Source organism: Methanosarcina subterranea (genome assembly GCF_055385895.1).
The window spans coordinates 1,732,944-1,756,308 of sequence record NZ_AP042426.1 but is presented as its reverse complement, the minus strand read 5'-3'; the positions used below and the strand labels follow the sequence as shown (position 1 = coordinate 1,756,308).

Sequence of the window (23,365 nt, the reverse complement as noted above, 5' to 3'; positions counted from 1 at the left end):
CAAAACTCCATTTAACCCTGTTTTGAGAGTAGCTAGAATTTTGCCTACCTTGCTAGAATTTATCTCCGGTACTATAATCTATTTCCAGTAAGGTACTGACCTAAAAGGAAATGGGGATTTAAACAGGTCCAGTAAACCAATACAAATAAGAACTGTAAAAAACCCTTTTCTGAACCTGTGCATTTTAATCTTCTTTTTAGACAGCATAACAAAAATAACTAGAAGCGCGTCTATACTTTTCAATAGTAGCTATTAACTATAATCAGGCATGAGGGTTTTTACAGTACCCTTTACAGTACTCTATAGAAGAGGCTAAGCATACAGGCAGATATAATTATCTTATGACAACTGGAAAAATAAGAGAGATCGGGAGTTGAAGGGGTACGTTTTTTAAATATTGACCGAAAAAAGAAAATAACATATAAAAAATGGGACGGATATAAAAATAAAATGAATAGATAAATTAGGTTAATAAAAAAGTAAAATGAATGTACAATAAAAAATATAAGGTAACTACTCAGGGTATAGTTAGCGGTGCTCCGCTGAGCGCCGCGAGAATACCTTCTATAACAGGTAAATCGTTCTTTTTAATGGTCGAAATATAAGCTCTAATTCTGCAGAAAGCTTCCGCTCCTTGTATAGTTCTGAAAGTTCCTGATATTTTCTGCTGTAATTTCATCATCCTTATGTCTCTTTCTGCCTGGTTATTTTCAAATGGAACTCTCAAATCATTGAGGAATCTCAGGATCTGTTCTTTGTTTTCTATAAACCTGTCAAGTAGGTTCCTTGCTTTTGTTTTTGGATTTTTACCACGTTTTCCATGTTTTTCAGGGTTTAGAGAAGGTGGATTTTCTTCAATCCCTTTCATGACGATAGCATTGAACCTCTCTTCCAACGCTTTAATTTGTTCAAAATCCAGATCTTTGACTTGCTCTTTGCATTCATCAGTATACTTTTTCATTTCTGTTAACAGTTCATTCATCTCTTTAGCCCATTGCTGTTTATAGTTCTCCTCAATTCCAGTAAGTTCTCTCTGGAGATGAGCGTTGCAAAGAGCATGATCACATTCATAACTGTTATAGGGTTTCCATCCGTCATGAACTGCTATTCCTTTAAACTCTGGAAGAATTCCCATGGCATTAATTGCTTTTGATCCTCTTTTTGAGTGAGCAAAATAACAGGTGTATTTGTCATTAGAAGCTACATGAAGCCAATGCCTTTTTCCTTCAATTTTCATCCCAGTTTCATCACAATGGATAACAGGAGAAGTTATTAACTTCTCCTTACTCATATTTTCAAACTCCTCTAAATTCCGGAAGCATTCTTTTTCTGCTCTGATTATCGTAGCAGAACAGATTTTTATCCCCATAACGTCATCAAAAAACTCTAAAATCCTTTTATAGGGAATAAACTGGTAGTTTTTACAGTAAATTGCTGAAGCTAAAATATTAGGACCATACTGGACGGGATATTTCACAGATTCTGGAAAAGAAGCTTTATTTGATTTTCCACAGTGAGTACAGGTCTTAATCTGACTTCGATGTTCCGTAACAATTAGATTTACAGGAGGAATATCAAAAATTTGTCTTCTCTCATAAGCTTCAACTTCAACATCCTCAAGAGTATGTCCACATTCTTTGCAGCAGGTCAAAGAATGTTCAATTACCTAATCAGGACCATTAACCATATCAAGAGTTGTGCCTGGATGACCTTCTTGACCTCCAGGTTTCTTCCCACTCTTTTTCCGGAGACTCTTGGGATTAGGTTTTTCTTTGACTAAAAAGTCAGTAGAAGGAGGTTTACTGCTGTTTCTGCTATTTTGATTTAAGCGAGATTCTAAAATCCTTACACGTTCTTCTAGTTCAGCAATTCGAATAGCTTGTTCTTCTATGATAGTTTCAAGTCTCTGGATTACAGAAATTACAGCTTCAGGACCAGCTTCATAGATAACGAGGATCTCTTCACGTGTAAGCATAATAACGAAACAAAATAGGATTTAATTTATATGCAATTTTTCCTCGAAAAGAGGAAAAATTGTAGCCTTTCAAAGGCCACCTGAATTGTTACAATATAAGATAGATAACAAAAATTTAAAAGAATAAAAAAGAAGAAAACGAAAGTAGATCTCTCAATCTTTCTCAACCCAGAAAACAAGAGGACCTTTTTTCATATCATTTTCCGGATAGTTTGCCGGAACATTAAGTCTAACTTCAATAGATTCTTCAATTATATCTTTAAGGTTCACTCTGGGTAAAGAAGGGTATTTGGTGAGCGGGAGATAGTCAAAATCACTTCCATTTACGTTATAAGGCAGGTCGCAGATCCCATCCGAATCCGAATCTTCAGCGGTCTGAGAAAACCCGGTTCCGTTAGGGTCAGCCCAGAAATTGCCGCCCAGGTATGGGCCGTCCATAATATTCGTTCCGGACGCTTTTGTAGTGTTCCAACTGTTTCCTTCACTGTTTTCAGCCTTCACATTTACAGTGTTGTTAAAGTAATTGTTATAGATGCGGTTATCAGCACTGCCATCCATCAAATAAATTCCTGAATCGTTACTGGAAGTTATTGTGTTATTAAACAGTTCATTGTCGTGGCTGTTTTCCCTTAAAAATATGCCTCTACTGCTGTTCGAGATAGTATTATTATATACCCTGGAATCAAAAACAAAAATCAGGTAAATCCCGTAATTGCAGTCCGTAATCTGGTTGTCACGAAGGACAGTCCTTGCCTGAGTGTCATATATATCAATTCCGTTACTGCAATTTACAATCTCATTCTTTGAAACGAGATTTCCTCCCCCGCAGCAGGCAATGCCTATTCCCCCACCGTTTGAAAGCCGGTTCTGAAACATTATATTATCCCAGCAGTGCGCGCCAATAATGATGTTTCCCTCATCAATTGTATTGTTGACCAGCATATTCTTACTGCACCCTTCATCAATCCAGATGCCGTTTCGGAAAAAAGTATTCTCCGAGATTGTACTGTTCATGGAGCCCTGCAGGTAAACTCCATACTGGTTTTCAAAAATATTGTTTCTTTCAATTGTACAGTTTTCGGCCTGATCAAGGCAGATCCCTGCCGGAGGACAGCCAAATCCATTCGATCTCGAGACAAAAATCTCCCCTGACCCGAGCCCGTAAGCCTGTCGTGCTTCCGGCTCATAAGTCTCACCCTGCTCTCCTGAGTTTCCGGAGCTAAAAGAATTTGTGAAGCCTGCAACTTTGAAAGTACTGAAAAACTCTCCTGACCCGGTTATATTAAAACCACTGACAGTTACATTATCCGCTTTAACCTGAAACACACTGGAATTCTCATCCCTTGATCTGATAAGTACACCGTCAGGGCTCTCAGGTTCCGAAGTAATCGTTATCCCTGAAACATTGACAACGATATTTTCCTCGTAGTCCCCGGCTTTCACAATGACAAAATCCCCGGTTGTAGAGTTGTTTACTGCAGCCTGAATTGAAGCTCCTGGCTCAACATAAATGACTCCTGCACTAGCAATGCCTGCAGAAACCAGAAGCAAAGCAATAACCAGTGCAGCACTCATTAGTTTGTTGAGACAATCTCCGATAAGTGTGATTTTCAGAAACAAACTCCCCCATACACTTTATACTACCCTGCCGGCTCAGAATACAATAAATTTTGAATTGACACTTCCCGTGCATAATTACTTTTATTATTAATATTATACTATCAAATTCATTACTATATATATCAACTGTTTCTCTGTTTTTACACGAAAAAACCGGCTACCGATCATGAGATTTTCTAACAGAGGTGAAAACAATTGACTGAGAAGAAAATGAATTTCTAATATAGCCGGTCGGGCTTAAATACAATTTCCAGCATCAACAAATTTTAGTAGCTGGTTCCTTCAAGCCCAGATATTTTGTGAAATGCTCATCCCCTTGAAAAATTTGTTTATCCCGGCATAATGGTATTGAAGCTATCAGTTGATCATATCAGTTCGTCAAAAGCTTCCATCCCATAAACTAACCGCGATAACAGTCAGGGTTTCATCTTTTAAATTGCCTGTTTCAGAAAAGATGCAATATGTTTCAAAGAATGACAGACGCATAACAGAAAGTGTTTGAAAGAACGACAGAACGTATTTGAAAGAATAAGACATAGAGCAATGAAATGATCCCTGAGATCCATAAGCTGAAAAAAGAAACTCTAATCTCTAAACTTGCAGATTATTTCAAATCCCAGGAATACGTGGAGCTTGCCTACCTCTTTGGCTCAACAGCCGAAGATCGTAGAGGACCTTTAAGTGATATTGACATTGGCGTTTGCCTTTCAAGCAGGCTTACAAAAAGGGAAAGGATAAATAAGCGCCTGGAACTAACAGCGGAGCTTGCAGTTCTTCTTAAAACAGATAGAATTGATCTTGTCATCATGAACGATACATTCCCTATTATTAATTTTGAAATAATAAAACCAAATATCCCGATATTTATTAGAGACGAGGGTTTCAAGCTTGATGCAGAGCAAAAGATAATGTCCCGCTATCTGGACAGAAAATACCACGAAAACCTCCTGAACAGGGTTTTTTTAGAAAGGATTCAAGAGAAAGGAGGTTTTTGAATGTCCGCAATTGATAGAATTGTCCGAAAGTTAAACTTCATGCAACGGCCGGTAAACTACCTGAAATCCATTGATCCCGAAAGCATCAACCTTGAAGAAAATTATGAAGCGCGCTCCGCAATTGAGAGGAATTTTCAGCTTGCTATCGAATGCGCCATAGATATCGGGGAAATAATCATTTCAAAAGAGGGATTTGAAAGGCCTGAAGATTACAGAAGTGTTTTCTTGATTCTTGGAAAGCATGGAGTGCTCCCTAAAGATTTTGCAGAAAAATTCTCAGCTGCAGCAGGTTTCAGGAACTTTCTGGTTCATATATATGAAAATGTTGACCTGGATATAATTGAAAAATATCTTGTAGAAAACCTTGAAGGTTTCGATACCTTTGCGTCCTATGTAGCTGAATATATAGAAAAGATTCAAAGATGAGCTCTCTGGAATCTTACTGGAATTTTAAAAGTACATTATAAACCGCAGTAAGCAGAGCGCCGATTTGCTCCTGATAATAAGTTATTTAACAAGAGCATACATACAATAATCAAAGAAATTACCATTTTTATAAACGCTTTTCTTCATTATGCCCTCTAAAACAAATCCTGCTTTTTCAAGAGCTTTTCTTGAGCCGGTATTGTGTGCATAAGGCTCTGCAAATATCCGTACAATCTCGTATTGTTCAAAAGCTGTTTGGCAAAGCTGTTTTATTGCTTCGCTCATAATTCCCCTGCCCCAAAAAGGTTCTCCAAGCCAGTAGGCAATTTCTGCATTCTTACAATAAACATCGTTTTTAATGAATAAGGCGATGCAACCTACAGCTTCTCCATTAACAACAATTGCTCGGCAATATTGTTGTGTTTCATCATTACAGCTAAAGCTTTCTACGGTTTTTCTGCAATCTTCTAAAGTAGAGGGAAAAGAACTCCTCATATTTTCTGCAATTTTAGTATTGCTGGAATATTTGAAAAAGTTTTCAGTATCGGGTTTTTCCCATTCTCTCAATTCAAAATCCATTTTAACAACGTCCGGGCTAGTGGAGCACTCTTATTATAAGGCTATAAGAAAACTGCTTACTGAAAACCTTAAAGACTTTGAGGTATTTGCCTTTTACGCTGCAGAAATGCAGTGAGACTTGCAGAGTAAAATAAGATATTAAAAAAGCCAAAAAATAGAAAGAAAAGAAATAAAGCCACTTTAAAAAGCAGCTTTACTTAATGGTGCGGGTGTACGTGTTCGTGCCCGTGTATTCTACCCTGTTCGTGGTCCTGCTCAATCTGCTCTTTTTTGTACCTGATGTAAGCCTCATCGACTGATTTCAGGCACCTGTAGCAGAGATCTGCATCTTTTTTTATGACCCCTTTTAAGAAGTTCGGGATCTGCAGTTCCACAGGGAAAACTCCGGTTTTATCTCCACAGAGAGCGCATTTGCCTTTTCTGCATGAGGTCTGGTTTTTGTTTACTGTTAAGTACGTTTTCTGGGCGGAATCCAGGCAGGGTTCACATAGCCCTTTCCAGACCCCCTCGGGGTAAGCGAATTTGAGGAGGGGGCGGATAGCCCGGACCGGAATAACGGTCGGGATTCCGCGCCCACATAGGTCGCAATCTGTCATTTCTCATACCTCCTTAGACCAGTACCATTGCTGCTTTCATAGCCAGCTCCACGAAGGGTTCGGGCCAGAGACCCATTGCCAGCACACCGGCAACTGCAACCAGCAGGGCTGCTGCATATGGGAAAGGAATGCTGACCTTTTTACCCTCAGGGGGCAGGAAGTACATGTATTTCACAAGCCGTGCGTAGTAGAACAGTGAAAGGGCACTGTTCAGGATGGCGATCACTGCAAGCCAGGTCATGCCTGCCTGAATGGTTGAAGAGAAGAGTACGAACTTGGCCATAAAGCCTGCAGTCGGTGGAATTCCTGCAAGGGCAAAGACGAAAATCGTCATGGAAAGGGCTGCCAGAGGCATTCTTTTCCCAAGGCCCTTGAAGCTGTCAAGATGGTCGGGGATATCGAGGTTTCCTGTCCTTTCCGAAGCTACCATCCAAACAACGGCTGCAGCTGCAATAAAAGCTCCTGCTTTCATAAAGGCATGGGCAAGGGCGTACATAATGCCGCCTGTAAGAGCTACAGGGGTCATCACCGCAAAAGCCATTGCAATGTATCCTGCCTGTGCCAGGGAGGAGTAGGCGAGCATGCGCTTTACACTGGTCTGAGCAACTGCGACCACGTTTCCGAAGGTCATTGTCACAACTGCAAGAATTGTAAAGGCAAACTGCCAGTCAGGCTGAAGGGCTGCAAGAGCCACAATGAAAATCCTGAAGGCTGCCACAAATCCCATCTTTTTGGACCCGGCTGCAAGCAGTGCGGAAACAACTGAAGGAGATCCCTGATAGGTATCCGGAGCCCACATATGGAAGGGCACCAGAGCCATCTTGAAGCCAAAACCTGCAATTAGCAGCACGACTGCGACAAGCCCTATCGGGTTTTGTGTCAGAAGGGCAGAGTTTGCAGCAATCGTGGGGATGCTGGTAGTGCCTGTTGCCCCGTAGACAAAGGAAATCCCGAAGAGCATGAGCGCTCCAGAGACCGAGCCGATCACGAAGTATTTCATGGCTCCTTCGAGAGACCTTGCGTTCTGCTTCTCATAGCCTGCAAGGGCATAGGTTGCAAGACTTGCAAGCTCAAAGGCACAGAAGAGCACTATCAGGTCATTTGCAGATGATACAATCATCATTCCGAAGGTTGCAAAGAGGACAAGGGTGTAGAATTCTTCTGTGTGATCACTGTTTTCAGTATACTTGATCGAAGCAATTGAAACAATCAGGGCAACTGTCAGGAAGACCAGTTTGAAAAACTGGGAGAGGGCATCGATACTTAGAGTTTCTGAGAAAATCGAATACCCAACGCTGAATTCTCCCATCGTCAGCAGCCCGAAGCTTCTAACCGTCAGAGCAAGGGCTGCAAGGATTCCCAGAGTTGCCAGGTAACCCAGTACATTCTTGGACCGGGGGGAAAGAAAAACTCCGGCCATAAGTACGACCAGGCCGGTTGCAACTAATACAATTTCAGGTGCAAGATACATTATCTCGTCCATTTCTTACACCCCCAGGACAGCCGCAAGGCTGACTATTGCTTCCGAATTCTTAATCATCATATCAAGCACCGGGCTCGGGTTCAGGCCGAAATAGAGCACAAGAAGGGCAATAACTGCCATTGAAAAGACCTGCAGGGAATTGATATCTTTGACATCCCCGAGCTTCTCATTATACACTCCGAACATTGCCCTCTGCATTGCCCAGAGGTGGTAACCTGCGGTAATCACTATTGCCAGCAAGGCAAGTAAGACAAAACCAGGCAGGTTCGTGAAAGTGAAGGTCAGTACCAGGAACTCGGCAATAAAGCCTGTCAGTCCAGGAAGGCCAAGAGATGCCATAAACCCTACCATCATAACCACAGTGAGCATCGGCATCTTCTTTGCAAGCCCACCGAGATTGTTAATGATCCTTGTGCCAGTGCTGGTCTGGATTGCTCCCGCGGACATGAACAGGATGCTCATAATAAGTCCGTGGGAAAACTGCTGGAACATGGCTCCTGAAACCGAGAGGGCAACAAAGCCCGCTGAACCCAGGACCACATAACCCATGTGGCTCAGGCTGGAGTAAGCAATCATGCGCTTGAGGTCTTTCTGCCGCAGGGCAAGAAGAGCTCCGTACACTATACTGAAAGACCCGAGCAGGCCCAGCATCATGATCATCAGGTCAGGATTGCCGGTGTTAGGGAGCATCGGGAGTGAAATCCTGAAAAGCCCGTACCCTCCGATTTTGAGCAGGATAAAGAGTACACTGCCTGCAGTAGGAGCCTCTGAATATGCATCCGGAAGCCATGAATGGAAGGGAAAGGTCGGCAGCTTTGCCAGGAACCCGAAGAGGATTGCAAGGAATATTCCATCTTTCATCAGGCCGGATTCGAAAAACTGGAACTGTGTAACCAGCTCTCTTATGTCAAACGTAGCAACGCCTGTCTGATTCAGGGAGGCATAGAAGAGCCCGAAGATCCCGAGCAGCATTACCAGAGAGGCAACATGCGTGTAGATAAAGAACTTGTAGGACGCATGAGCTCTCTTTTCTCCACCCCATATATTTACTATGAAGAAGAGAGGCACCAGGGTAAGCTCCCAGAATATATAGAAGACAACGAAGTCAAGGGCTACAAAGACGCCTATGACTGCGGCCTGCATGGTAAGGATCAGCCCGTAAAATCTGTTAGGGGCTTCTCTGTCTTCTTTCCAGCTAAAGAGGATCATGAACGGGATAACGATCGCATTCAGGAGGATAAGGGGCATGGAAATGCCGTCAATTCCAACCGAATAGTTGACCCCGAGAAAGGGAATCCACTTCACAGATTCATAGAACTGCATTGCAGCAGTGCTGCTGTCAAAATTCAGATAGGCGTAAAGGGTAAGGCCCAGAGTCGCAAGAGACCCTAGAAAGCCCAGACCTGCAGCCTGGTCTTTTGTTTTTGTGAAAAAGGTCACGACTGCGAAAATCAGCGGCACCAGAATCAACAACGATGCGACCGGCAGCATCAAAGTACCTCCATTATTAATTTAACGAGTATTATAAGCAGGCTTACACCCGCGATTACTGCAGTTGCATAGGTCTGCACAACCCCGGTCTGAATCTTCCGGAGTTCTTCACCTACACCAACCGTAATAATTCCGATTCCTTCCACAATGCTATCAACGATCACATCAACTACCTGCGTCAGGAAAGCAATAACTCCGTAGACCACACCAATTGAGAAGAATTCGGTGTAGATCTGGTGCTGGTAGTAACGGTTGTAAAGCAGCCTGTAAACAGGGTTCTTCATGGAAGCTAGGGCCCCGAGTTTTACTGCCCTCATATAGTAGATCACGAAAGCAATTGCAAGACCTGCAAGTGCCACTATTAACGGAAGCCACAGAACAATAAGAGGTTCGTGTCCTCCTGCCTCTACAAGCTCATTTCTGCCAATTCCTGCAAGATTTCCTATATCCAGGTTCACAAAGCTGTTGGCAAAGGTTTCTTCAAGGAAATTCATAAAGCCGGTTCTTGTGAATGCACCGAAAACAAGGGCAAAAAGGGCCAGAATGGACAGGGGGATGGTCATAATGGCAGGGGATTCGTGCCCGTGATAATTGCTTCTCGGCTTCCCTGTAAAGGTCATGAAGATCAGCCTGAAGATGTAAATGGATGTGAGAAGAGCTGCAGCGATTGAGAATATATAGGGGATCCAGTTGCTGCTGTGTTCTCCGAATAGGTATGCAGCTTCAATGATCGGGTCCTTTGACATGAAACCGCTTGTCCCTATTGAGGTTCCGGGGATACCAAAACCTGCAAGGGCAAGCGCTGCAATTGTCATTGTAGCAGCGGTAATGGGCATTACCTTTCCTACGCCTCCGAGCTCTCTCATATCCTGAGTGCCGACTGCATGGATTACACTGCCTGCACAGAGGAAAAGAAGCGCTTTGAAGAAAGCGTGATTAATCAGGTGGAAAAGTGAGATTCCGACTGCTTCAAGCCCTATTGCAGTACCCAGGCCCAGGCCCAGCATCATGTATCCGAGCTGGCTGATGGTTGAGAAAGCAAGCACACGCTTGAGGTCGTTCATCACAATGCCCATGGTGCCTGCAAAGAGAGCCGTGAAGCCTCCGAAGTAAGCAACTACCATGAGGGAATCAGGGGCTGCAATAAACATCGGGAAAGTCCTTGCGACCAGGTAAACACCGGCAGTAACCATTGTTGCTGCATGGATGAGAGCTGAAACGGTTGTTGGACCTTCCATTGCATCGGGCAGCCACACATGAAGCGGGAACTGCCCGGACTTTCCTACAGCTCCTCCGAAGAAAAGCAGAGTGATAATAGTAAGGTGGCTTATTTCAAAGCCGAAGACATTTAACTGCAGAGCCGAAATCTGGGGAATATAACTGAAGATTTCGTCAAAACGCAGCAGGTACACTCCTTCCTGGAAACCGCCTGCGACCTTAAGAAGATCGGAAGTGAGTACGATTATTCCTGTAAGGAACATTACGTCTCCGATCCTGGTTGTCAGGAAAGCTTTCTTGGCAGCTGCTGCTGCTGAGGGTTTTTCAAACCAGAACCCGATCAGGAGATAGGAACAGAGCCCGACAAGTTCCCAGGAAACAAAGAGCTGCAGGATGTTGTCCGAGAGGATCAGGGAAAGCATTGCCGCGGTGAAAAGTGCGGTTTCTGCAAAATACCTGGCCCTTCCGGGATCATGGGACATATAGCTAACTGCATAGATATGGATCAGCAGGCTCACGAAGGAAACCATTGACAGCATGACTGCAGCCAGGGGGTCGATTAATATTCCTATGTTAAGCACTGCAAACCAGGAATAGGACTGGTTTACGACTTCTTCGGGGTTTGCCAGCAGCCCGAGGGTAATCATGAAAGAGATTACAAAAGAGGCGGCAATAGCAAGGATGGGGACGATTGCCCCTCCTGATGGCATTTTCCTGCCAAAGAAGAAGGTGATCGCAAAAGCCAGTGCCGGAAGCAGGGGGATCAAAAATGCAAATTCTTCCAGAGCCGTTTTTACCACCTCAGAATGTTAAGCTCATCAAGGTTAATTTTGTCGTGCATTCTATAGATTGCCATAAAGATTGCAAACCCGACTGCTGCTTCAGCAGCTGCAAGGGCAATCGAGAAGATGGCAAAGACCTGCCCGTTCAGGGTGTCCGTATAGCTTGAAAAAGCCACAAGGTTCAGGTTTGCGGAGTTCAGCATGAGCTCTATACACATGATCATCCTGATCCCGCTTTTATGCGTCATGACGCCGTAAAGCCCGATTGAAAAGAGCAGGGCTGCAAGACCCAGATAAAATGTTAACGGAATAGCAGTCATCTGTTGCCCTCTCCTTTTGCCATATAGATTGCACCGATAAGGGATGCGAGCAGGACAATTGACAGGACCTCGAAAGGCACCACGTACTGGGTGAAAATTAACATGCCTATGCCCTCGATATTGCTCGGGTCAGCCGGGTTTTCAGGGAGTTCCGAAACCGTATTCCAGGAAGTCCCAAAAACTCCTGTTACTATAACTGCTACAAAGAGCAGAGATACGAGAAGAGCCGTGAGTCTGTTAATGTGCACGGGACCCACCTCCCAGTTCGCGCTTCGTAAGCATAACTGCAAAGAGGATCAATACTCCGATTGCCCCTATATAGACCAGCACCTGGATTATCCCAAGGAACTGGGCATTTAAGAGGATATAAAGTGCTGCAACGCCAAACATGCACATAATCAGGGAAAGCCCGGCTCTTACAACATCTTTTGCAATAACCACAAAGATTGCAAAGAAGACTGTGACAACCGCAAGGAGCCCGAAGACAGCCAGTTCCAGAGCTGCTCCGATAGTTTCAAGTCCGATCATCTCTCATCACCTTCTTCGATATCTACTTCCCTTGCGAGTTTTTCCGGAGTCATGAGCAGGTCTTTATGAGTCCATTTCACCATGCCTTTACAATATTCTCTCCCGCTGGAAAGTGCACCTTTAGGACACTGGTCAATGCAGAGCCCACAAAAGAGGCAGTGACCTATGTCAATTTGAGGGAACCACCTCTGCTTCTCGCTGCCGGGGGAAATAGGGGCTTTTACGATCTTTATCGCGCTGTTAGGACATGTATTGGCACAGATTCCACAGCCTATGCATTTGCTCTTGTCAAGGGTCTGCAGGCCTCTGAACCTGTCGGAGAGCGGGCTTTCCACTTCCGGGCACATCCTGGTTACGCGTTTTTTAGGGATGTTTTTAATTGCGTATCTAATATTTTTGAGAACCATACTCTTAAGCCCCCAGATAGAGTCCAAGGCCTACTGCCCAGACAAGGTTCAAGAGGGATAGGGGCAGGAGCTTTTTCCAGCTCATATCTACTACCTGGTCAATCCTGAATCTCGGGACAGCCCACCTCATTCCTATAATAGTCATCAGCACAAGCACTGTTTTAAGAAGCAGGAATCCTGTAGGGGCAATAAGGCCAAGTATTGCATTGTTTGCAACAAATGCCGGAACGTTCCAGCCGCCAAGGAAAAGAAGTGCTACAAGGAAGGATCCAAGAATCATGTGGATATATTCGGCAAAGAACCCGAGCCCGAAACGCATTCCGGTATATTCGGTAATCCAGCCTGCGATCAGTTCTTCTTCAGACTCATTCTGGTCAAAAGGAAGCCTCCCCATATCCGCCATAAGAGCAATAAAGAAGACTATAAACCCGATCGGCTGCAGGAAAATATTCCAGACAAGTCCCTGGGCTCTGGCAATTTCCACGATATTCAGGGAACCTGTCATTACGGCAACGCTGACAACAGTGATCCCGAGAGGTACTTCATACCCTACCATGCGGGCAAAGTTTCTGAAAGCACCAAGAAGGGAATACTTGTTGTTAGAACCGTAAGCAATCATGAAAATCCCGAAGATGGTAATTGCGGACATTGCTTCTATGTAAAGTATACTGACATCCATCTCGGTTACAGCCAGAGGATATTCGACCCCGTTAATGAAGACTGCACCCACAGGGATTGCAACGAGCATCAGGAAAACCGAGCTCATCATAAAAATAGGAGCGTTGTCAAAGAGAAGACGGTCAGCATTACTTGGTCTCATATCTTCTTTTGTGAAGAGTTTTATGGCATCGGCTACAAGCTGCAGAAGCCCGAACTTGCCCACCCTTGAAGGTCCATGCCTTAACTGAATATCGGCCGAGAGTTTTCTCTCAATCCAGACAGCACCCATAGCTCCAAGGAAAATGGCTCCCACGAGAGAGAGGCCCACAAGCCCGCGGATCCAGGGGATAAAAGGAATTATAAATTCTGGGATTTCTATAGCCACTATAATCACCTGTCCGCTTCACTGGTGCATCCGTCCATGCTGCCTGAAATCGCTGCAACGTCCGCAACTGTTGTACCTTTGATAAGAGGAGGCAAAGCCTGAAGAGTCGGGAAGTAAGGTCCTCTGACTTTTACCCTGTAAGGCTTGTCTGTACCGTCGGAAATCATGTACATGCCCATCTCACCTCTCGGGTCTTCCACCCTGTGGAATACCTCACCTGCAGGAACTCTCATTACAGGAGTCCTTTTGCTGTAAGGGGTTCCTTCCGGGAAGATAGGCCCGCTCGGGATCCTGTCAAGGCACTGTTCAAGGATGTAGATACTTTCCCTCATCTCGTTAAGTCTGACCTGCACTCTTGCAGCACAGTCTCCTGCAGTTTCAGTGCAGACCTTAAAGTCCAGGTCTTTATACACAAGGTAGGGCTCGTTCTTCCGGATATCGAAGGGAACACCAGTTGCCCGCAGAGCAGGTCCGGAAACTCCAAGGCTTTTTGCAACATCTGCAGTAAGGACGCCAACTCCTGCAGTCCGTTCCCTGTAAATTCTGTCCGAATCGAACATTTCCTCGTAATCGCTAATGACTTTCTTGAGGTTATTCAGGACAGGGATAGCCTTTTCCTTAAACCCGGCCGGAAGGTCGTCGCGTACTCCTCCGAACCTCAGGTAACTGTGGGTAACCCTTGCCCCCGTGACCATGTCAATCAGAGTAAGGATATCTTCCCTTTCCTTGATTGTGTACATGAACATGGAGACGAAGCCGATGAACTCTCCGAATTCTCCCAGGCCAAGCAAGTGGCTCTGGAGCCTGGAAAGCTCTTCTAAAATGACTCTTATATACTGAGCTCTCTCAGGAGGTTCGATATCTAACAGCTTTTCAGCGCAGCCCACGAAGCATTCTTCATTTGTCAGGGCTACAAGGTAACAGATCCTGTCAACTATCGTAATTCCCTGAAGGTATGTCTTGTTCTCCAGGATTTTTTCAATGCCTTTGTGAATATAACCCAGTTCCACTTCAGCATCCATCACGGTTTCCCCTTTTAACCTCAGGTTTAACCTGAAAGGTCCGGGTTGCATGGGATGCTGGGGGCCCAGGTGTACAATCATTTCGTTTGGTCCGATAATTTCACTTGATCCAAGAATTTCGTCCATTTTTCATCCCTCACACCAGGTTTCTTGCTGTCTTGTTCGGGAAACCTTCGTAGTCTTTCCGGAGAGGCCACTCACCCAGCATCTCTTCTGGGAGCACAAGAGGCTTCAGATTCGGGTGGTTTTTAAACACAATCCCATAGAGTTCGTAGGTCTCCCTTTCATACCAGTTTGCATTCCAGTATACCGGTACAACAGACTCTACTTCCGGAGAATCCCTGGGCAGCCTTGCTTTCAGCATAAGAACTACAGGATGGTCATACGAAGCTATATGATACACAGATTCCAGCTCGTTCCTCTTAGGATAGTCCACTCCGCACACGGAACAGAGGTGGTCGAACTGAAGGGAGTCCTTAAGGTACTGGCAGACCTCTTTTACTTTTTCCTTATCCACATATGCCCGGATACGTATCGGAGATTCGATTCCTGCTTCGGAAATTGCCTCCGGAAATTCCCCGGTTAATGATTCTATAATTGTTCTGGCATCCATTGTATTCCCTCAAATAAGCCTGAAATCTACTCAGTATTCCGTGCCCCGATCTTTTTTAGCTTTTATTTTTTCCTGAAGTTCCACAAATCCCTGGATCAAAGCTTCGGGTCTGGGCGGACATCCGGGAATGTATACATCGATAGGGAAGATTTCATCGATGTTCTGCACCGTGCTGTAGGACTCATAAAAGGGACCGCCGCTGATAGAACAGTCTCCCATGGCGATTACCCATTTAGGAGCAGGCATCTGGTCCCAGAGCCTCTGTAAAGCTGGCAGGTATTTCTTTGTCACATAGCCGCTGATAATCATGACATCCGCATGCCTTGGGGAGTTCCTGGGAATGATCCCGAAGCGGTCAGTATCATAATGAGCACAGCCCGTCGCGATCATTTCCACACCACAGCAGCCCATTGGCTGGGTCATGAACCAGAGCGAATTTTTCCGCCCCCAGTTAATCAGATCCTGAGCCTTGGTTTTCTTGAGGAAGTCACTGATTGCACTGGTGGTTGTTGTGAGAACGCCGGGAATTTCTTCTTCCGGAGTTTCTTTTTTGTTGTTCGTTTTTGTCTCCTTCACTTCACCCATGTAAGGGCCTCCTTCTTCCAGAGATACACGTATCCGAAGAGCAGTATGAAGATAAATACAAACATCTCAACTACTGCAATTGAGGTAATCCCATGCCCCTTATAGACGGTAGCCCATGGGTAAAGGAAAAGCACCTCAATATCAAAGAGAACAAAAGCAATTGCATAAAGATAATACTCGACATTGAACTGGATCCTGGCAGTTCCTGTAGGGACGGAACCAGATTCATATGTCGTGTATTTGCTGGCTGCCTTGCTCCTCGGACTCAGTTGCTTTACCATGAACATTGTCATGGGTGGCATAATCAGTCCCACGGCAAGAAATATTGCAACCGGTATATAGCTATCAATTATTCCAGACATTGTATCACCTATCAAAGTGCAGCAATCTGAAACTGCAGCGTCGCATGATCTTGATTTTTTGGTTTTTAAATATGGACGGACAAAAAAACCGTATTCGGACTTCCGGTTATTTTGAAAAACCACTGTGGTCCGAACACAGGTCCTGCAGGAGTACCCACATCGGGGACCCTCTCTTCCGACAGATGGGGCTCTCTGAATACGGGCATTTTACCACCAGGCTCTGAAAAATTTACATTTCATTGCCCAGGGTTATGTAATAAATTACCGAATGTAAGGGGAGAACCCTTCTTCCGGTGACATGGATTCAATTGCCGTGAAAGTAGTATAATTAATAATTAAGATTCGAAGTAGCTATGCTAGTTCTGCAAATGAATCAGGGGTTATTTATAGCTATTTGCTAGATAATTAATATTATATAAATATTAAGTCTAAATAATTAAAAATCTCTTTTTAAAATATAGGCATGTTGAAATGAATCAGAGGAAAAGCCCTGACATGATCACGAAATTATATATACACCATAAATATGTTTTTATCTTTTCACAGCCTAAAAACCCTGAAAATTATTTCTCTATAAGCACAAGTTTTTCTCCTCTCATAGTAAGGAATTATATATATCAGCTAATTATTTTTATCTCCATAAAATACCCTGTAATTGCGGCACTAATAATAATGATAAATTATGGGGATAAAGCGCTCCTGAGGCAACCTTTAAAATGAAAATAATAAGGAACTGAAAGTGCTGAAAATTTCCTCCGTAATTGAAGGAAAAGCGATATCTAATTTCCTTCATCATCTTCTTCAAATATACCAGGGACATCATACGGATAACGGCTACAGGCTGAACAGCTATGACGATCATAATTATGATGACTAAGTGACTATAATGGCTGAAAATCTATGATAGTTGAATGACTATAAATGGATAAAAAGCTACGATGGTTGAGTGGTTATGGTGACTATATCTCTGGTGACTGAACGGCTGAATGGCTATAATCATTAAATGACTAATAATGGTATCCTGGACGCTTCAGTGAGAGCCCTTAAGTATTATTATGTACAGGTAGCTGCCTGAAAATGCCTTCTCAGGCAATTAGAATATTTAGAGGAACCAGGGGCTTTCAAAGCCTTTGAGTGTTGTCTTTAAAAATATATTATATTCTGAAAAGGGATAAATTCATAGTATACTACCGATTAGATATTACAACCGGCGCGTAATTCTCAGGGAACCCTGCTTTCCATTTTTCCTGAGAAAACAACGTGAGCAACACACTATACCAACACATTATAATAAGTCTTTTCACGATAGAAAAGCTGGTGGATCGCATGAAGATAAACGATAACTGTGTAGGGTGCGGCCAGTGTGCTTCTTTCTGTAAAAAAGGAGCCATAGAGGTAAAGGGAAAAGCACGGGCTACCGACGCCTGCGTAGAATGCGGGTTATGTATTCCCTACTGCCCTGTAAAAGCCATTGAGGTAACGGCATGAAAACGATTGTCATTGGGGCAGGCCTCGGAGGGCTCCTAAGCGCTGGCAGGCTCTCAAAGGCAGGGCATGAAGTTGAAGTTTTTGAAAGGCTTCCTATTACAGGAGGCAGGTTTACCAATCTCAGTTACAAAGGGTTTCAGCTTTCGAGCGGAGCTTTCCATATGCTCCCTAACGGTACGGGAGGCCCCCTTGCCCGGCTACTCAGGGAAATCGGAGCCGATGTTGATATAGTGCGGTCAGAAATGACAACAATACGTGTGCCTCTCAAAAAAGGGAATTCCGATTATGTGAAAGGCTTTAAAGATATTTCTTTTAATGATTTTCCTTCGCTTCTTTCCTATAAAGACCGCATGAAAATAGCCCTTTTGATAGTTAGTACAAGAAAGAACCACCCTGCAGGAAGCACACTTCAGGCCTGGATAAAGTCCCAGGTCAATGATGAGTGGCTGATAAGATTTGCCGATTCTTTCTGCGGCTGGGCTCTCAGCCTGAAAAGCGACGAAGTCCCGGTAGAAGAGGTTTTTGAGATAATTGAAAACATGTACCGGTTTGGAGGTACAGGGGTCCCGAAAGGGGGGTGTAAAGGGGTTATTGATGCCCTTGAAGCCGTTATTCTTGCAAACGGAGGGAAAATCCATACCGGGCAGGAAGTCTCAAAAATCCTGGTTGAAAATGGAAAAGTCGCAGGGGTGGTTACTGAAAGTAATAAACATGAAGCTGATCTTGTTATCAGCAATCTGGGGCATGCTGCAACCGTTCTACTCTGTGGTGAAGCTCTTTCCGGAAAAGCAGATGCAGGTTACCTGAAAATGCTTGAGACTCTTCAGCCATCAGCAGGTATAAAGATCTGTCTTGCCGCAGATGAGCCTCTGGTCGGACATTCCGGAGTCCTGTTGACTCCTTATACGAGACGTATAAACGGTATCAATGAAGTAACTCAGGCTGACCCTGAACTGGCTCCTCCAGGAAAGCACCTTACCATGTGCCACCAATATGTGGCCCCTGAGAACGTAAAGAATCTCGAATCCGAGATCGAGATGGGGCTTGTGGATATTAAAGAGATTTTTCCGGGTAAAAGATACGAAGTTCTCCTTATCCAATCATATCATGATGAATGGCCTGTAAACAGGGCAGCATCAGGTACTGATCCCGGAAATGAAACTCCTTTTTCCGGCCTTTATGTTGTTGGAGACGGGGCCAAAGGAAAGGGAGGCATAGAAGTTGAAGGAGTGGCTCTTGGCGTGGTATCGGTTATGGGAAAAATCCTAGGTTGAAGTCAGAGAGCAAGAAACCAGAATTCAGCAGGTGTTTTATCATTCCACCGGAAAAAGTTCCTTTCATAACTTACTCAAAAAACGTTTTCATCCCGGTAACCAATATCTGTAGAAACCAGTGCGGTTACTGCGGCTTTCGGCGGAAGCCAGGACAGCCCGGAGCCCGGCTTATGAAGCCAGCAGAGGTTATTTCTGTTCTTGAAAACGGGGTAAAGGCAGGGTGCACTGAAGCTCTCTTCACTTTCGGGGAGTATGCAGAGGAAGTGCCCGGATACAGTGCAATACTTGAAGGTCTCGGCTATTCTTCTACTCTTGAATATCTCCTTTTCCTCTGTGAATCTGCAATCGATATAGGAATTCTTCCCCATACGAATGCAGGTATTATGACCTATTCCGAACTTAAAGTTTTAAAGCCCCTGAATGCCAGTATGGGGCTGATGCTTGAGAGCACGGCAGTTCTGGATGCCCATAAAGACTGCCCCGGAAAAATTCCGGAACGCAGGCTTGAGACAATTCGGGATGCCGGAAAACTGGAAATTCCTTATACTACAGGCCTCCTTATAGGGATAGGGGAAAGCAGGGATGATAGGATAGAGTCTCTTGAAGCAATTGCAGGCCTTCACGGGAAATATGGGCATATTCAGGAAGTAATTATTCAGAATTTTGCCCCTAAACCAGGGACTCCCATGGAAAACCTCCCTGAGCCGACTGTGGAAGAGATGATGGATGCGGTAGCTCTTGCAGCCCGGATCCTGCCGCGTGATGTGGCAGTACAGGTTGCCCCGAATCTCATTGACCCAAAAGCCCTTATCGCAAAGGGAGTAACGGACCTTGGAGGTATATCCCCTCTTACAATTGATTGGATCAACCCCGAAGCCGAATGGCCGGATGTAAAGGCTCTGCAGGAAAAGCTCGGGAAAACCCCGCTCAAAGAACGCCTGCCAATCTACCCTCAGTACGTAAAAAAAGGGTGGTATTCGGAAAGAATAGGCAGCCTCATCGAGCAGCTCTCAGATAGGCACGGCTACAGGAAGCAGCCCGAAACAGAGAAACCGGAGGATTTAGAAAAATGAACAGCAAAATTCCCGATGACCTCATAGAACGCGCACATCAGGGAAGGAGCACAAAAGAAGATGCGCTCCTGCTCCTGGAGATACCCCCTTTTGAACTTTTCAGGTTTGCGGACGAACTCCGAGACCTTGCCGCAGGAGACACAGTCACCTACGTAGTCAACAGAAATATTAATTTCACAAGCCGATGCGTAGGTACGTGCGGTTTCTGTGCATTTAGAGATAACAACGGGTACCTGTTGAACCTGGAAGAGATTATGGGAAAGGTCAGGGAGGCTGAGCAGGTAAAAGCAACCGAAGTCTGTATTCAGGGAGGGCTGCTTCCGAATGTTGGGCTGGACTTCTACCTTGGAATTGTAGAAGCCATAAAGGCCGAGTTCCCGGAAATGCATATCCATGCCTTCTCCCCAATGGAAGTCTTCCATGCTTCCCGTATCAGCGGCGTGAAGGTAAGTGAATCCCTTGCAAGGCTGAAACGAAGCGGGCTTGATACGATGCCCGGAACTGCTGCCGAGATTCTTTCTGACCGTGTGAGGGAAATAATCTGCCCTGCAAAACTCAGTACATTGGAATGGATTGAAGTGGTCAGGCAGGCACATGCTGCAGGAATTCCTACCACTGCAACCATGATGTACGGGCATGTCGAAACTCCGGAAGAAAGAATTGAGCACATGCTAACTATCAGGGAAATTCAGAAGGAGACCGGTGGAATTACCGAATTTGTGCCCCTACCTTTTATGCCTTATAACAACCCTGTCGGAGAAAAAATGATCCGTGAAGGCAGGTACGCAACTCCGGGCCTTGATGATCTGAAAATTTATGCTATTTCTCGTATTCTTCTTCACGGGCATGTAGATAATATCCAGGCAAGCTGGGTAAAACTCGGAAAGAAGCTTGCCCAATTTGCTCTCCATTGCGGCGCAAACGACCTAGGAGGCACGCTTATGGAAGAAAGCATCTCCAGATTGGCAGGAGCCTCTCACGGAGAAAGTATCTCTGTTGAAGAACTGGAATGGATGATCCACGGAGCCGGCAGGGTCCCTAAAGAAAGGACAACCCTGTACATGGGAGCGCATGAACTGGCTTCCAGAAACCCTGGAAGGGTTGCCGGATGCAGAGTTTTCGAATAAGCCGGACAGCCAGGTGACAGTCAGGGAAATTATGGAATTTTAAGAAGGATGATCCGATGTACACGAAAAAACCGACAACTCCAGAAGACGTGATTGAGAGGGCATATCAGGGAAAATGTACTAAAGAAGATGCCCTCCTCCTGCTTGAAGGAAACCCGTTTGAGCTATTTGAGCTCGCCAATGATCTGCGCGCCAGTACGGTAGGCGACACTGTCAGCTATGTAGTGAACAGGAATATCTATATTACAAACAAATGCGTCGGAAACTGCGGATTCTGCGCGTACAGGACAGAGAAAGGATATATACTGAGCGTCGAAGAGATCCTGAAAAAAACGGAGGAAGCCAGAAAAGCCGGAGCTGTGGAAGTCTGCGTCCAGGGTGGGTATACCCCCGAAACTGACATGGAGTTCTATCTTGAGATTATCGAATCAATAAAAGCCGAATTTCCTGACATGTGTATTCATGGCCTTTCCCCCATGGAAGTAAATTATGCAGCAGAAATCTCAGGCATGTCCGTTGAAGAAGCCCTGCGCAGGCTTAAAAAAAGTGGGCTTGACTCCCTCACCGGGACTTCAGCCGAGATTCTTTCCGACAGGGTAAGAAAAATTATCTGCCCTGGCAAAATCAACACGCTGCAGTGGATCGACACCATAACTGCAGCACATAAAGCCGGGATTTCCACCAATGCCACTATTATGTACGGACATGTCGAAACGCTGGAAGAGAGATTGGATCACGTTTTTACCATCCGCGAGATCCAGAAAGAGACAGGAGGGTTTTCGGAACTTATTCCTATGTCCTTTTTGCCCTACAATAACCCGATAGGGGAGAAGATGCTGTCATCCGGAAAGTTCTCAAGCACAGGGCTTGAAGACCTGCAGCTCATAGCCATTTCCCGCGTAATCCTGCATACCCATATCAATAACATCCAGGCCACATGGGTAAAATTGGGAAAAAAGCTCGCCCAGGTAGCCCTCCAGTGTGGAGCAAACGACCTGGGAGGTACGCTCATCGAAGACCAGATCTCTACAGCATCCGGGGGCAGCCATGGGGAATACGTATCTCCGGCAGAATTTGAGTGGATGATAAAAGGGGCAGGAAGGATTCCCATGCAGAGGGATACCCTTTACCGGAAGGTCGATCCGCGGTTTTCGGGACCTGAAGGACTGCTTCCTGGTTATGAAAGAGCGGAAATAGGCAGCAAGGAATAAGAAACCTGAAAACGGAATTCCTCTAAAAAATTCCTCTGAAAGAGTTCCCCTGAGACAAAATGAGGAAAATACGAAAAACGAAAATGTGCAGGAGTCCAGATGAGAGCCGTAATCCCCTATAAGAAAGCCAGCGCAAAATCAAGGCTGTCGCCTGTCCTTAGCCTGGAAGAAAGGGAAGAGTTCGTAGAACTCATGCTGAACCAGGTAATTGATTCTCTCAAGGAAACCGGAATCGAAAAAATTGACATTCTCAGCCCTTCGGCCTACGGACTTGAAGGAATGAAGAAAGCAAGAGTCTTGCTGGATGAAAAAGACCTGAATGAAGCCCTTAACAGGTACCTCAAAGAGGCCGGAGAGCCTGTCTTTATTGTTATGGCTGATCTGCCTCTTCTTTCTCCGGACCATATAAAAGGGATAACTTCAACTAAAAAGGATATATGTATCGTTCCCGGGAAAGGCGGAGGTACGAATGCCCTGTTTATAAAGAATCCCTCTAATTATAGAGTAAAATATTACGGTTCAAGCTTTCTGACTCACTGTTCTATTGCAACAGCTTCCGGGCAAGACTTCGAAATCTATGACTCCTTCCTGGCCGGCACGGATATAGATGAACCTGAAGATCTAGTAGAGCTTCTCATACATGGAAAAGGGGCTGCAAAAGACTATATTAACCGAAAATTCAAACTCGATGTCAGCAGAGGAAGGGTCGGCCTGGTTCCAGTTTGAACCCTTATAGGGAAGTGCTCCCATCAGTTAGTCTGGCGGCCCTTTCCAACAAAGAACTGGATAAAAGATTTGAAATATAAAAACTAAAGAAGAAAAATAAACTAAGAAAAAGCATTTTGATTATTTATTCTTCTTTATTTGCATAGCTACGGAAGTCTGAAATTATAAATTCTTTCTTCTGTTTGCTTTCATTTTCTCTTTTATCTTATGGCTCTTTTTTCTCCCCTTTTACAAAATCGAATTTCCATTTTTTTCTGTCCGCGCTCACGTGGCTGTAGTCTACCTGCCTCAAATAAATTATTCTTAATCTACAAACCGGTTTTCAGTCCGGACAAATACTGCCCTTAATCTGCAAACCGGTGTTCAATTCACATGGTAAGGCTCTCAACCAGTCTGTCTGGCGGCTCTTCAAAAAAAGA

General features: G+C 44.7%; 25 protein-coding genes and 1 pseudogene. 10 read left to right on the top strand and 16 right to left on the bottom strand.

Going from position 1 to position 23,365, the window contains the following annotated elements; translation table 11 throughout:
* Window positions 1-517: 517 nt before the first annotated feature.
* Together tnpC and ACZ5A8_RS07790 are read right to left on the bottom strand one after the other, a co-directional pair.
* Window positions 518-1,975, bottom strand: a pseudogene (gene tnpC, locus ACZ5A8_RS07795) (IS66 family transposase).
* 153 nt (window positions 1,976-2,128) lie between these two features.
* Complete coding sequence (locus tag ACZ5A8_RS07790) at window positions 2,129-3,595, bottom strand: right-handed parallel beta-helix repeat-containing protein (protein WP_464533170.1); 1,467 nt, start codon at window positions 3,593-3,595, stop codon at window positions 2,129-2,131.
* Window positions 3,596-4,143: 548 nt separating this feature from the next.
* Between ACZ5A8_RS07790 and mntA the strand changes: the two genes are divergently transcribed.
* Together mntA and hepT are read left to right on the top strand one after the other, a co-directional pair.
* Window positions 4,144-4,590 carry a type VII toxin-antitoxin system MntA family adenylyltransferase antitoxin gene (mntA, locus tag ACZ5A8_RS07785; protein ID WP_322225221.1) on the top strand — a complete coding sequence of 149 codons (447 nt, stop codon included), beginning with the start codon at window positions 4,144-4,146 and terminating at the stop codon, window positions 4,588-4,590.
* Window positions 4,591-5,016, top strand: a complete 426-nt coding sequence (hepT, locus tag ACZ5A8_RS07780; RefSeq protein ID WP_464533168.1) for a type VII toxin-antitoxin system HepT family RNase toxin — start codon at window positions 4,591-4,593, stop codon at window positions 5,014-5,016.
* 81 nt (window positions 5,017-5,097) lie between these two features.
* Here hepT and ACZ5A8_RS07775 read toward each other — a convergent pair whose 3' ends face one another.
* The 14 genes from ACZ5A8_RS07775 to fpoA all read right to left on the bottom strand — a co-directional run bounded on the left by ACZ5A8_RS07775 (window position 5,098) and on the right by fpoA (window position 16,062).
* Window positions 5,098-5,595, bottom strand: a complete 498-nt coding sequence (locus ACZ5A8_RS07775; protein ID WP_464533167.1) for a GNAT family N-acetyltransferase — start codon at window positions 5,593-5,595, stop codon at window positions 5,098-5,100.
* A gap of 197 nt (window positions 5,596-5,792) precedes the next feature.
* Window positions 5,793-6,191, bottom strand: coding sequence for a F420H2 dehydrogenase subunit FpoO (locus ACZ5A8_RS07770; RefSeq protein ID WP_464533166.1), 399 nt, complete (start codon window positions 6,189-6,191; stop codon window positions 5,793-5,795).
* Between the two features lie 13 nt (window positions 6,192-6,204).
* The gene (fpoN, locus tag ACZ5A8_RS07765) at window positions 6,205-7,674 is read right to left on the bottom strand and encodes a F(420)H(2) dehydrogenase subunit N (protein WP_464533164.1); all 1,470 of its coding nucleotides are present in this window, start codon (window positions 7,672-7,674) and stop codon (window positions 6,205-6,207) included.
* Window positions 7,675-7,677: 3 nt separating this feature from the next.
* Window positions 7,678-9,165 carry a F(420)H(2) dehydrogenase subunit M gene (gene fpoM / locus ACZ5A8_RS07760; protein ID WP_322225214.1) on the bottom strand — a complete coding sequence of 496 codons (1,488 nt, stop codon included), beginning with the start codon at window positions 9,163-9,165 and terminating at the stop codon, window positions 7,678-7,680.
* Window positions 9,165-11,183, bottom strand: coding sequence for a F420H2 dehydrogenase subunit FpoL (gene fpoL / locus ACZ5A8_RS07755; RefSeq protein ID WP_464533162.1), 2,019 nt, complete (start codon window positions 11,181-11,183; stop codon window positions 9,165-9,167). Before fpoL ends, fpoM begins: the two co-directional genes overlap by 1 nt.
* Window positions 11,177-11,485 carry a F420H2 dehydrogenase subunit FpoK gene (gene fpoK, locus ACZ5A8_RS07750; RefSeq protein ID WP_011021517.1) on the bottom strand — a complete coding sequence of 103 codons (309 nt, stop codon included), beginning with the start codon at window positions 11,483-11,485 and terminating at the stop codon, window positions 11,177-11,179. Before fpoK ends, fpoL begins: the two co-directional genes overlap by 7 nt.
* Window positions 11,482-11,733, bottom strand: coding sequence for a F420H2 dehydrogenase subunit FpoJ (fpoJ, locus tag ACZ5A8_RS07745; protein ID WP_322225212.1), 252 nt, complete (start codon window positions 11,731-11,733; stop codon window positions 11,482-11,484). The genes fpoK and fpoJ overlap by 4 nt, the downstream gene beginning before the upstream one ends.
* The gene (locus ACZ5A8_RS07740; RefSeq protein WP_255680684.1) at window positions 11,723-12,013 is read right to left on the bottom strand and encodes an NADH-quinone oxidoreductase subunit J; all 291 of its coding nucleotides are present in this window, start codon (window positions 12,011-12,013) and stop codon (window positions 11,723-11,725) included. The genes fpoJ and ACZ5A8_RS07740 overlap by 11 nt, the downstream gene beginning before the upstream one ends.
* Window positions 12,010-12,420, bottom strand: coding sequence for a F420H2 dehydrogenase subunit FpoI (fpoI, locus tag ACZ5A8_RS07735; RefSeq protein WP_229391894.1), 411 nt, complete (start codon window positions 12,418-12,420; stop codon window positions 12,010-12,012). Before fpoI ends, ACZ5A8_RS07740 begins: the two co-directional genes overlap by 4 nt.
* A 4-nt stretch (window positions 12,421-12,424) precedes the next feature.
* Window positions 12,425-13,471, bottom strand: a complete 1,047-nt coding sequence (fpoH, locus tag ACZ5A8_RS07730) for a F420H2 dehydrogenase subunit FpoH (RefSeq protein ID WP_464534057.1) — start codon at window positions 13,469-13,471, stop codon at window positions 12,425-12,427.
* On the bottom strand, window positions 13,471-14,613 hold the full coding sequence (fpoD, locus tag ACZ5A8_RS07725; RefSeq protein WP_464533160.1) for a F420H2 dehydrogenase subunit FpoD: 1,143 nt from the start codon (window positions 14,611-14,613) through the stop codon (window positions 13,471-13,473). The genes fpoH and fpoD overlap by 1 nt, the downstream gene beginning before the upstream one ends.
* Before the next feature lie 10 nt (window positions 14,614-14,623).
* A complete protein-coding gene (gene fpoC, locus ACZ5A8_RS07720) occupies window positions 14,624-15,100 on the bottom strand; it encodes a F420H2 dehydrogenase subunit FpoC (protein ID WP_464533159.1) in 477 nt (158 codons plus the stop codon).
* A 30-nt stretch (window positions 15,101-15,130) separates the two neighbouring features.
* Window positions 15,131-15,685, bottom strand: a complete 555-nt coding sequence (gene fpoB / locus ACZ5A8_RS07715) for a F(420)H(2) dehydrogenase subunit B (protein ID WP_464533157.1) — start codon at window positions 15,683-15,685, stop codon at window positions 15,131-15,133.
* Window positions 15,673-16,062 (bottom strand): F420H2 dehydrogenase subunit FpoA, encoded by a 390-nt coding sequence (gene fpoA / locus ACZ5A8_RS07710; protein WP_011034409.1) that lies wholly within the window; start codon window positions 16,060-16,062, stop codon window positions 15,673-15,675. The genes fpoB and fpoA overlap by 13 nt, the downstream gene beginning before the upstream one ends.
* Before the next feature lie 56 nt (window positions 16,063-16,118).
* Here fpoA and ACZ5A8_RS07705 point away from each other — a divergent pair, with 56 nt between their 5' ends.
* From ACZ5A8_RS07705 to cofC, 8 genes are all read left to right on the top strand, one after another.
* Window positions 16,119-16,271: a hypothetical protein gene (locus ACZ5A8_RS07705; protein ID WP_464534272.1), complete on the top strand. Its 153-nt coding sequence runs from the start codon at window positions 16,119-16,121 to the stop codon at window positions 16,269-16,271.
* 515 nt (window positions 16,272-16,786) lie between these two features.
* Window positions 16,787-16,924, top strand: coding sequence for a hypothetical protein (locus ACZ5A8_RS07700; RefSeq protein WP_229391901.1), 138 nt, complete (start codon window positions 16,787-16,789; stop codon window positions 16,922-16,924).
* 449 nt (window positions 16,925-17,373) lie between these two features.
* A complete protein-coding gene (locus ACZ5A8_RS07695; RefSeq protein ID WP_229391902.1) occupies window positions 17,374-17,535 on the top strand; it encodes a 4Fe-4S binding protein in 162 nt (53 codons plus the stop codon).
* A complete protein-coding gene (locus tag ACZ5A8_RS07690) occupies window positions 17,532-18,809 on the top strand; it encodes a phytoene desaturase family protein (RefSeq protein WP_464533155.1) in 1,278 nt (425 codons plus the stop codon). Before ACZ5A8_RS07695 ends, ACZ5A8_RS07690 begins: the two co-directional genes overlap by 4 nt.
* 65 nt (window positions 18,810-18,874) lie before the next feature.
* Window positions 18,875-19,882: a 7,8-didemethyl-8-hydroxy-5-deazariboflavin synthase subunit CofG gene (gene cofG / locus ACZ5A8_RS07685; protein ID WP_464534055.1), complete on the top strand. Its 1,008-nt coding sequence runs from the start codon at window positions 18,875-18,877 to the stop codon at window positions 19,880-19,882.
* Window positions 19,879-21,009, top strand: a complete 1,131-nt coding sequence (gene cofH / locus ACZ5A8_RS07680) for a 5-amino-6-(D-ribitylamino)uracil--L-tyrosine 4-hydroxyphenyl transferase CofH (protein WP_322225205.1) — start codon at window positions 19,879-19,881, stop codon at window positions 21,007-21,009. The genes cofG and cofH (ACZ5A8_RS07680) overlap by 4 nt, the downstream gene beginning before the upstream one ends.
* 56 nt (window positions 21,010-21,065) lie before the next feature.
* On the top strand, window positions 21,066-22,220 hold the full coding sequence (gene cofH, locus ACZ5A8_RS07675) for a 5-amino-6-(D-ribitylamino)uracil--L-tyrosine 4-hydroxyphenyl transferase CofH (protein WP_464533153.1): 1,155 nt from the start codon (window positions 21,066-21,068) through the stop codon (window positions 22,218-22,220).
* 99 nt (window positions 22,221-22,319) lie between these two features.
* The gene (gene cofC, locus ACZ5A8_RS07670; RefSeq protein WP_464533151.1) at window positions 22,320-22,946 is read left to right on the top strand and encodes a 2-phospho-L-lactate guanylyltransferase; all 627 of its coding nucleotides are present in this window, start codon (window positions 22,320-22,322) and stop codon (window positions 22,944-22,946) included.
* The last annotated feature ends 419 nt before the right edge of the window (window positions 22,947-23,365 follow it).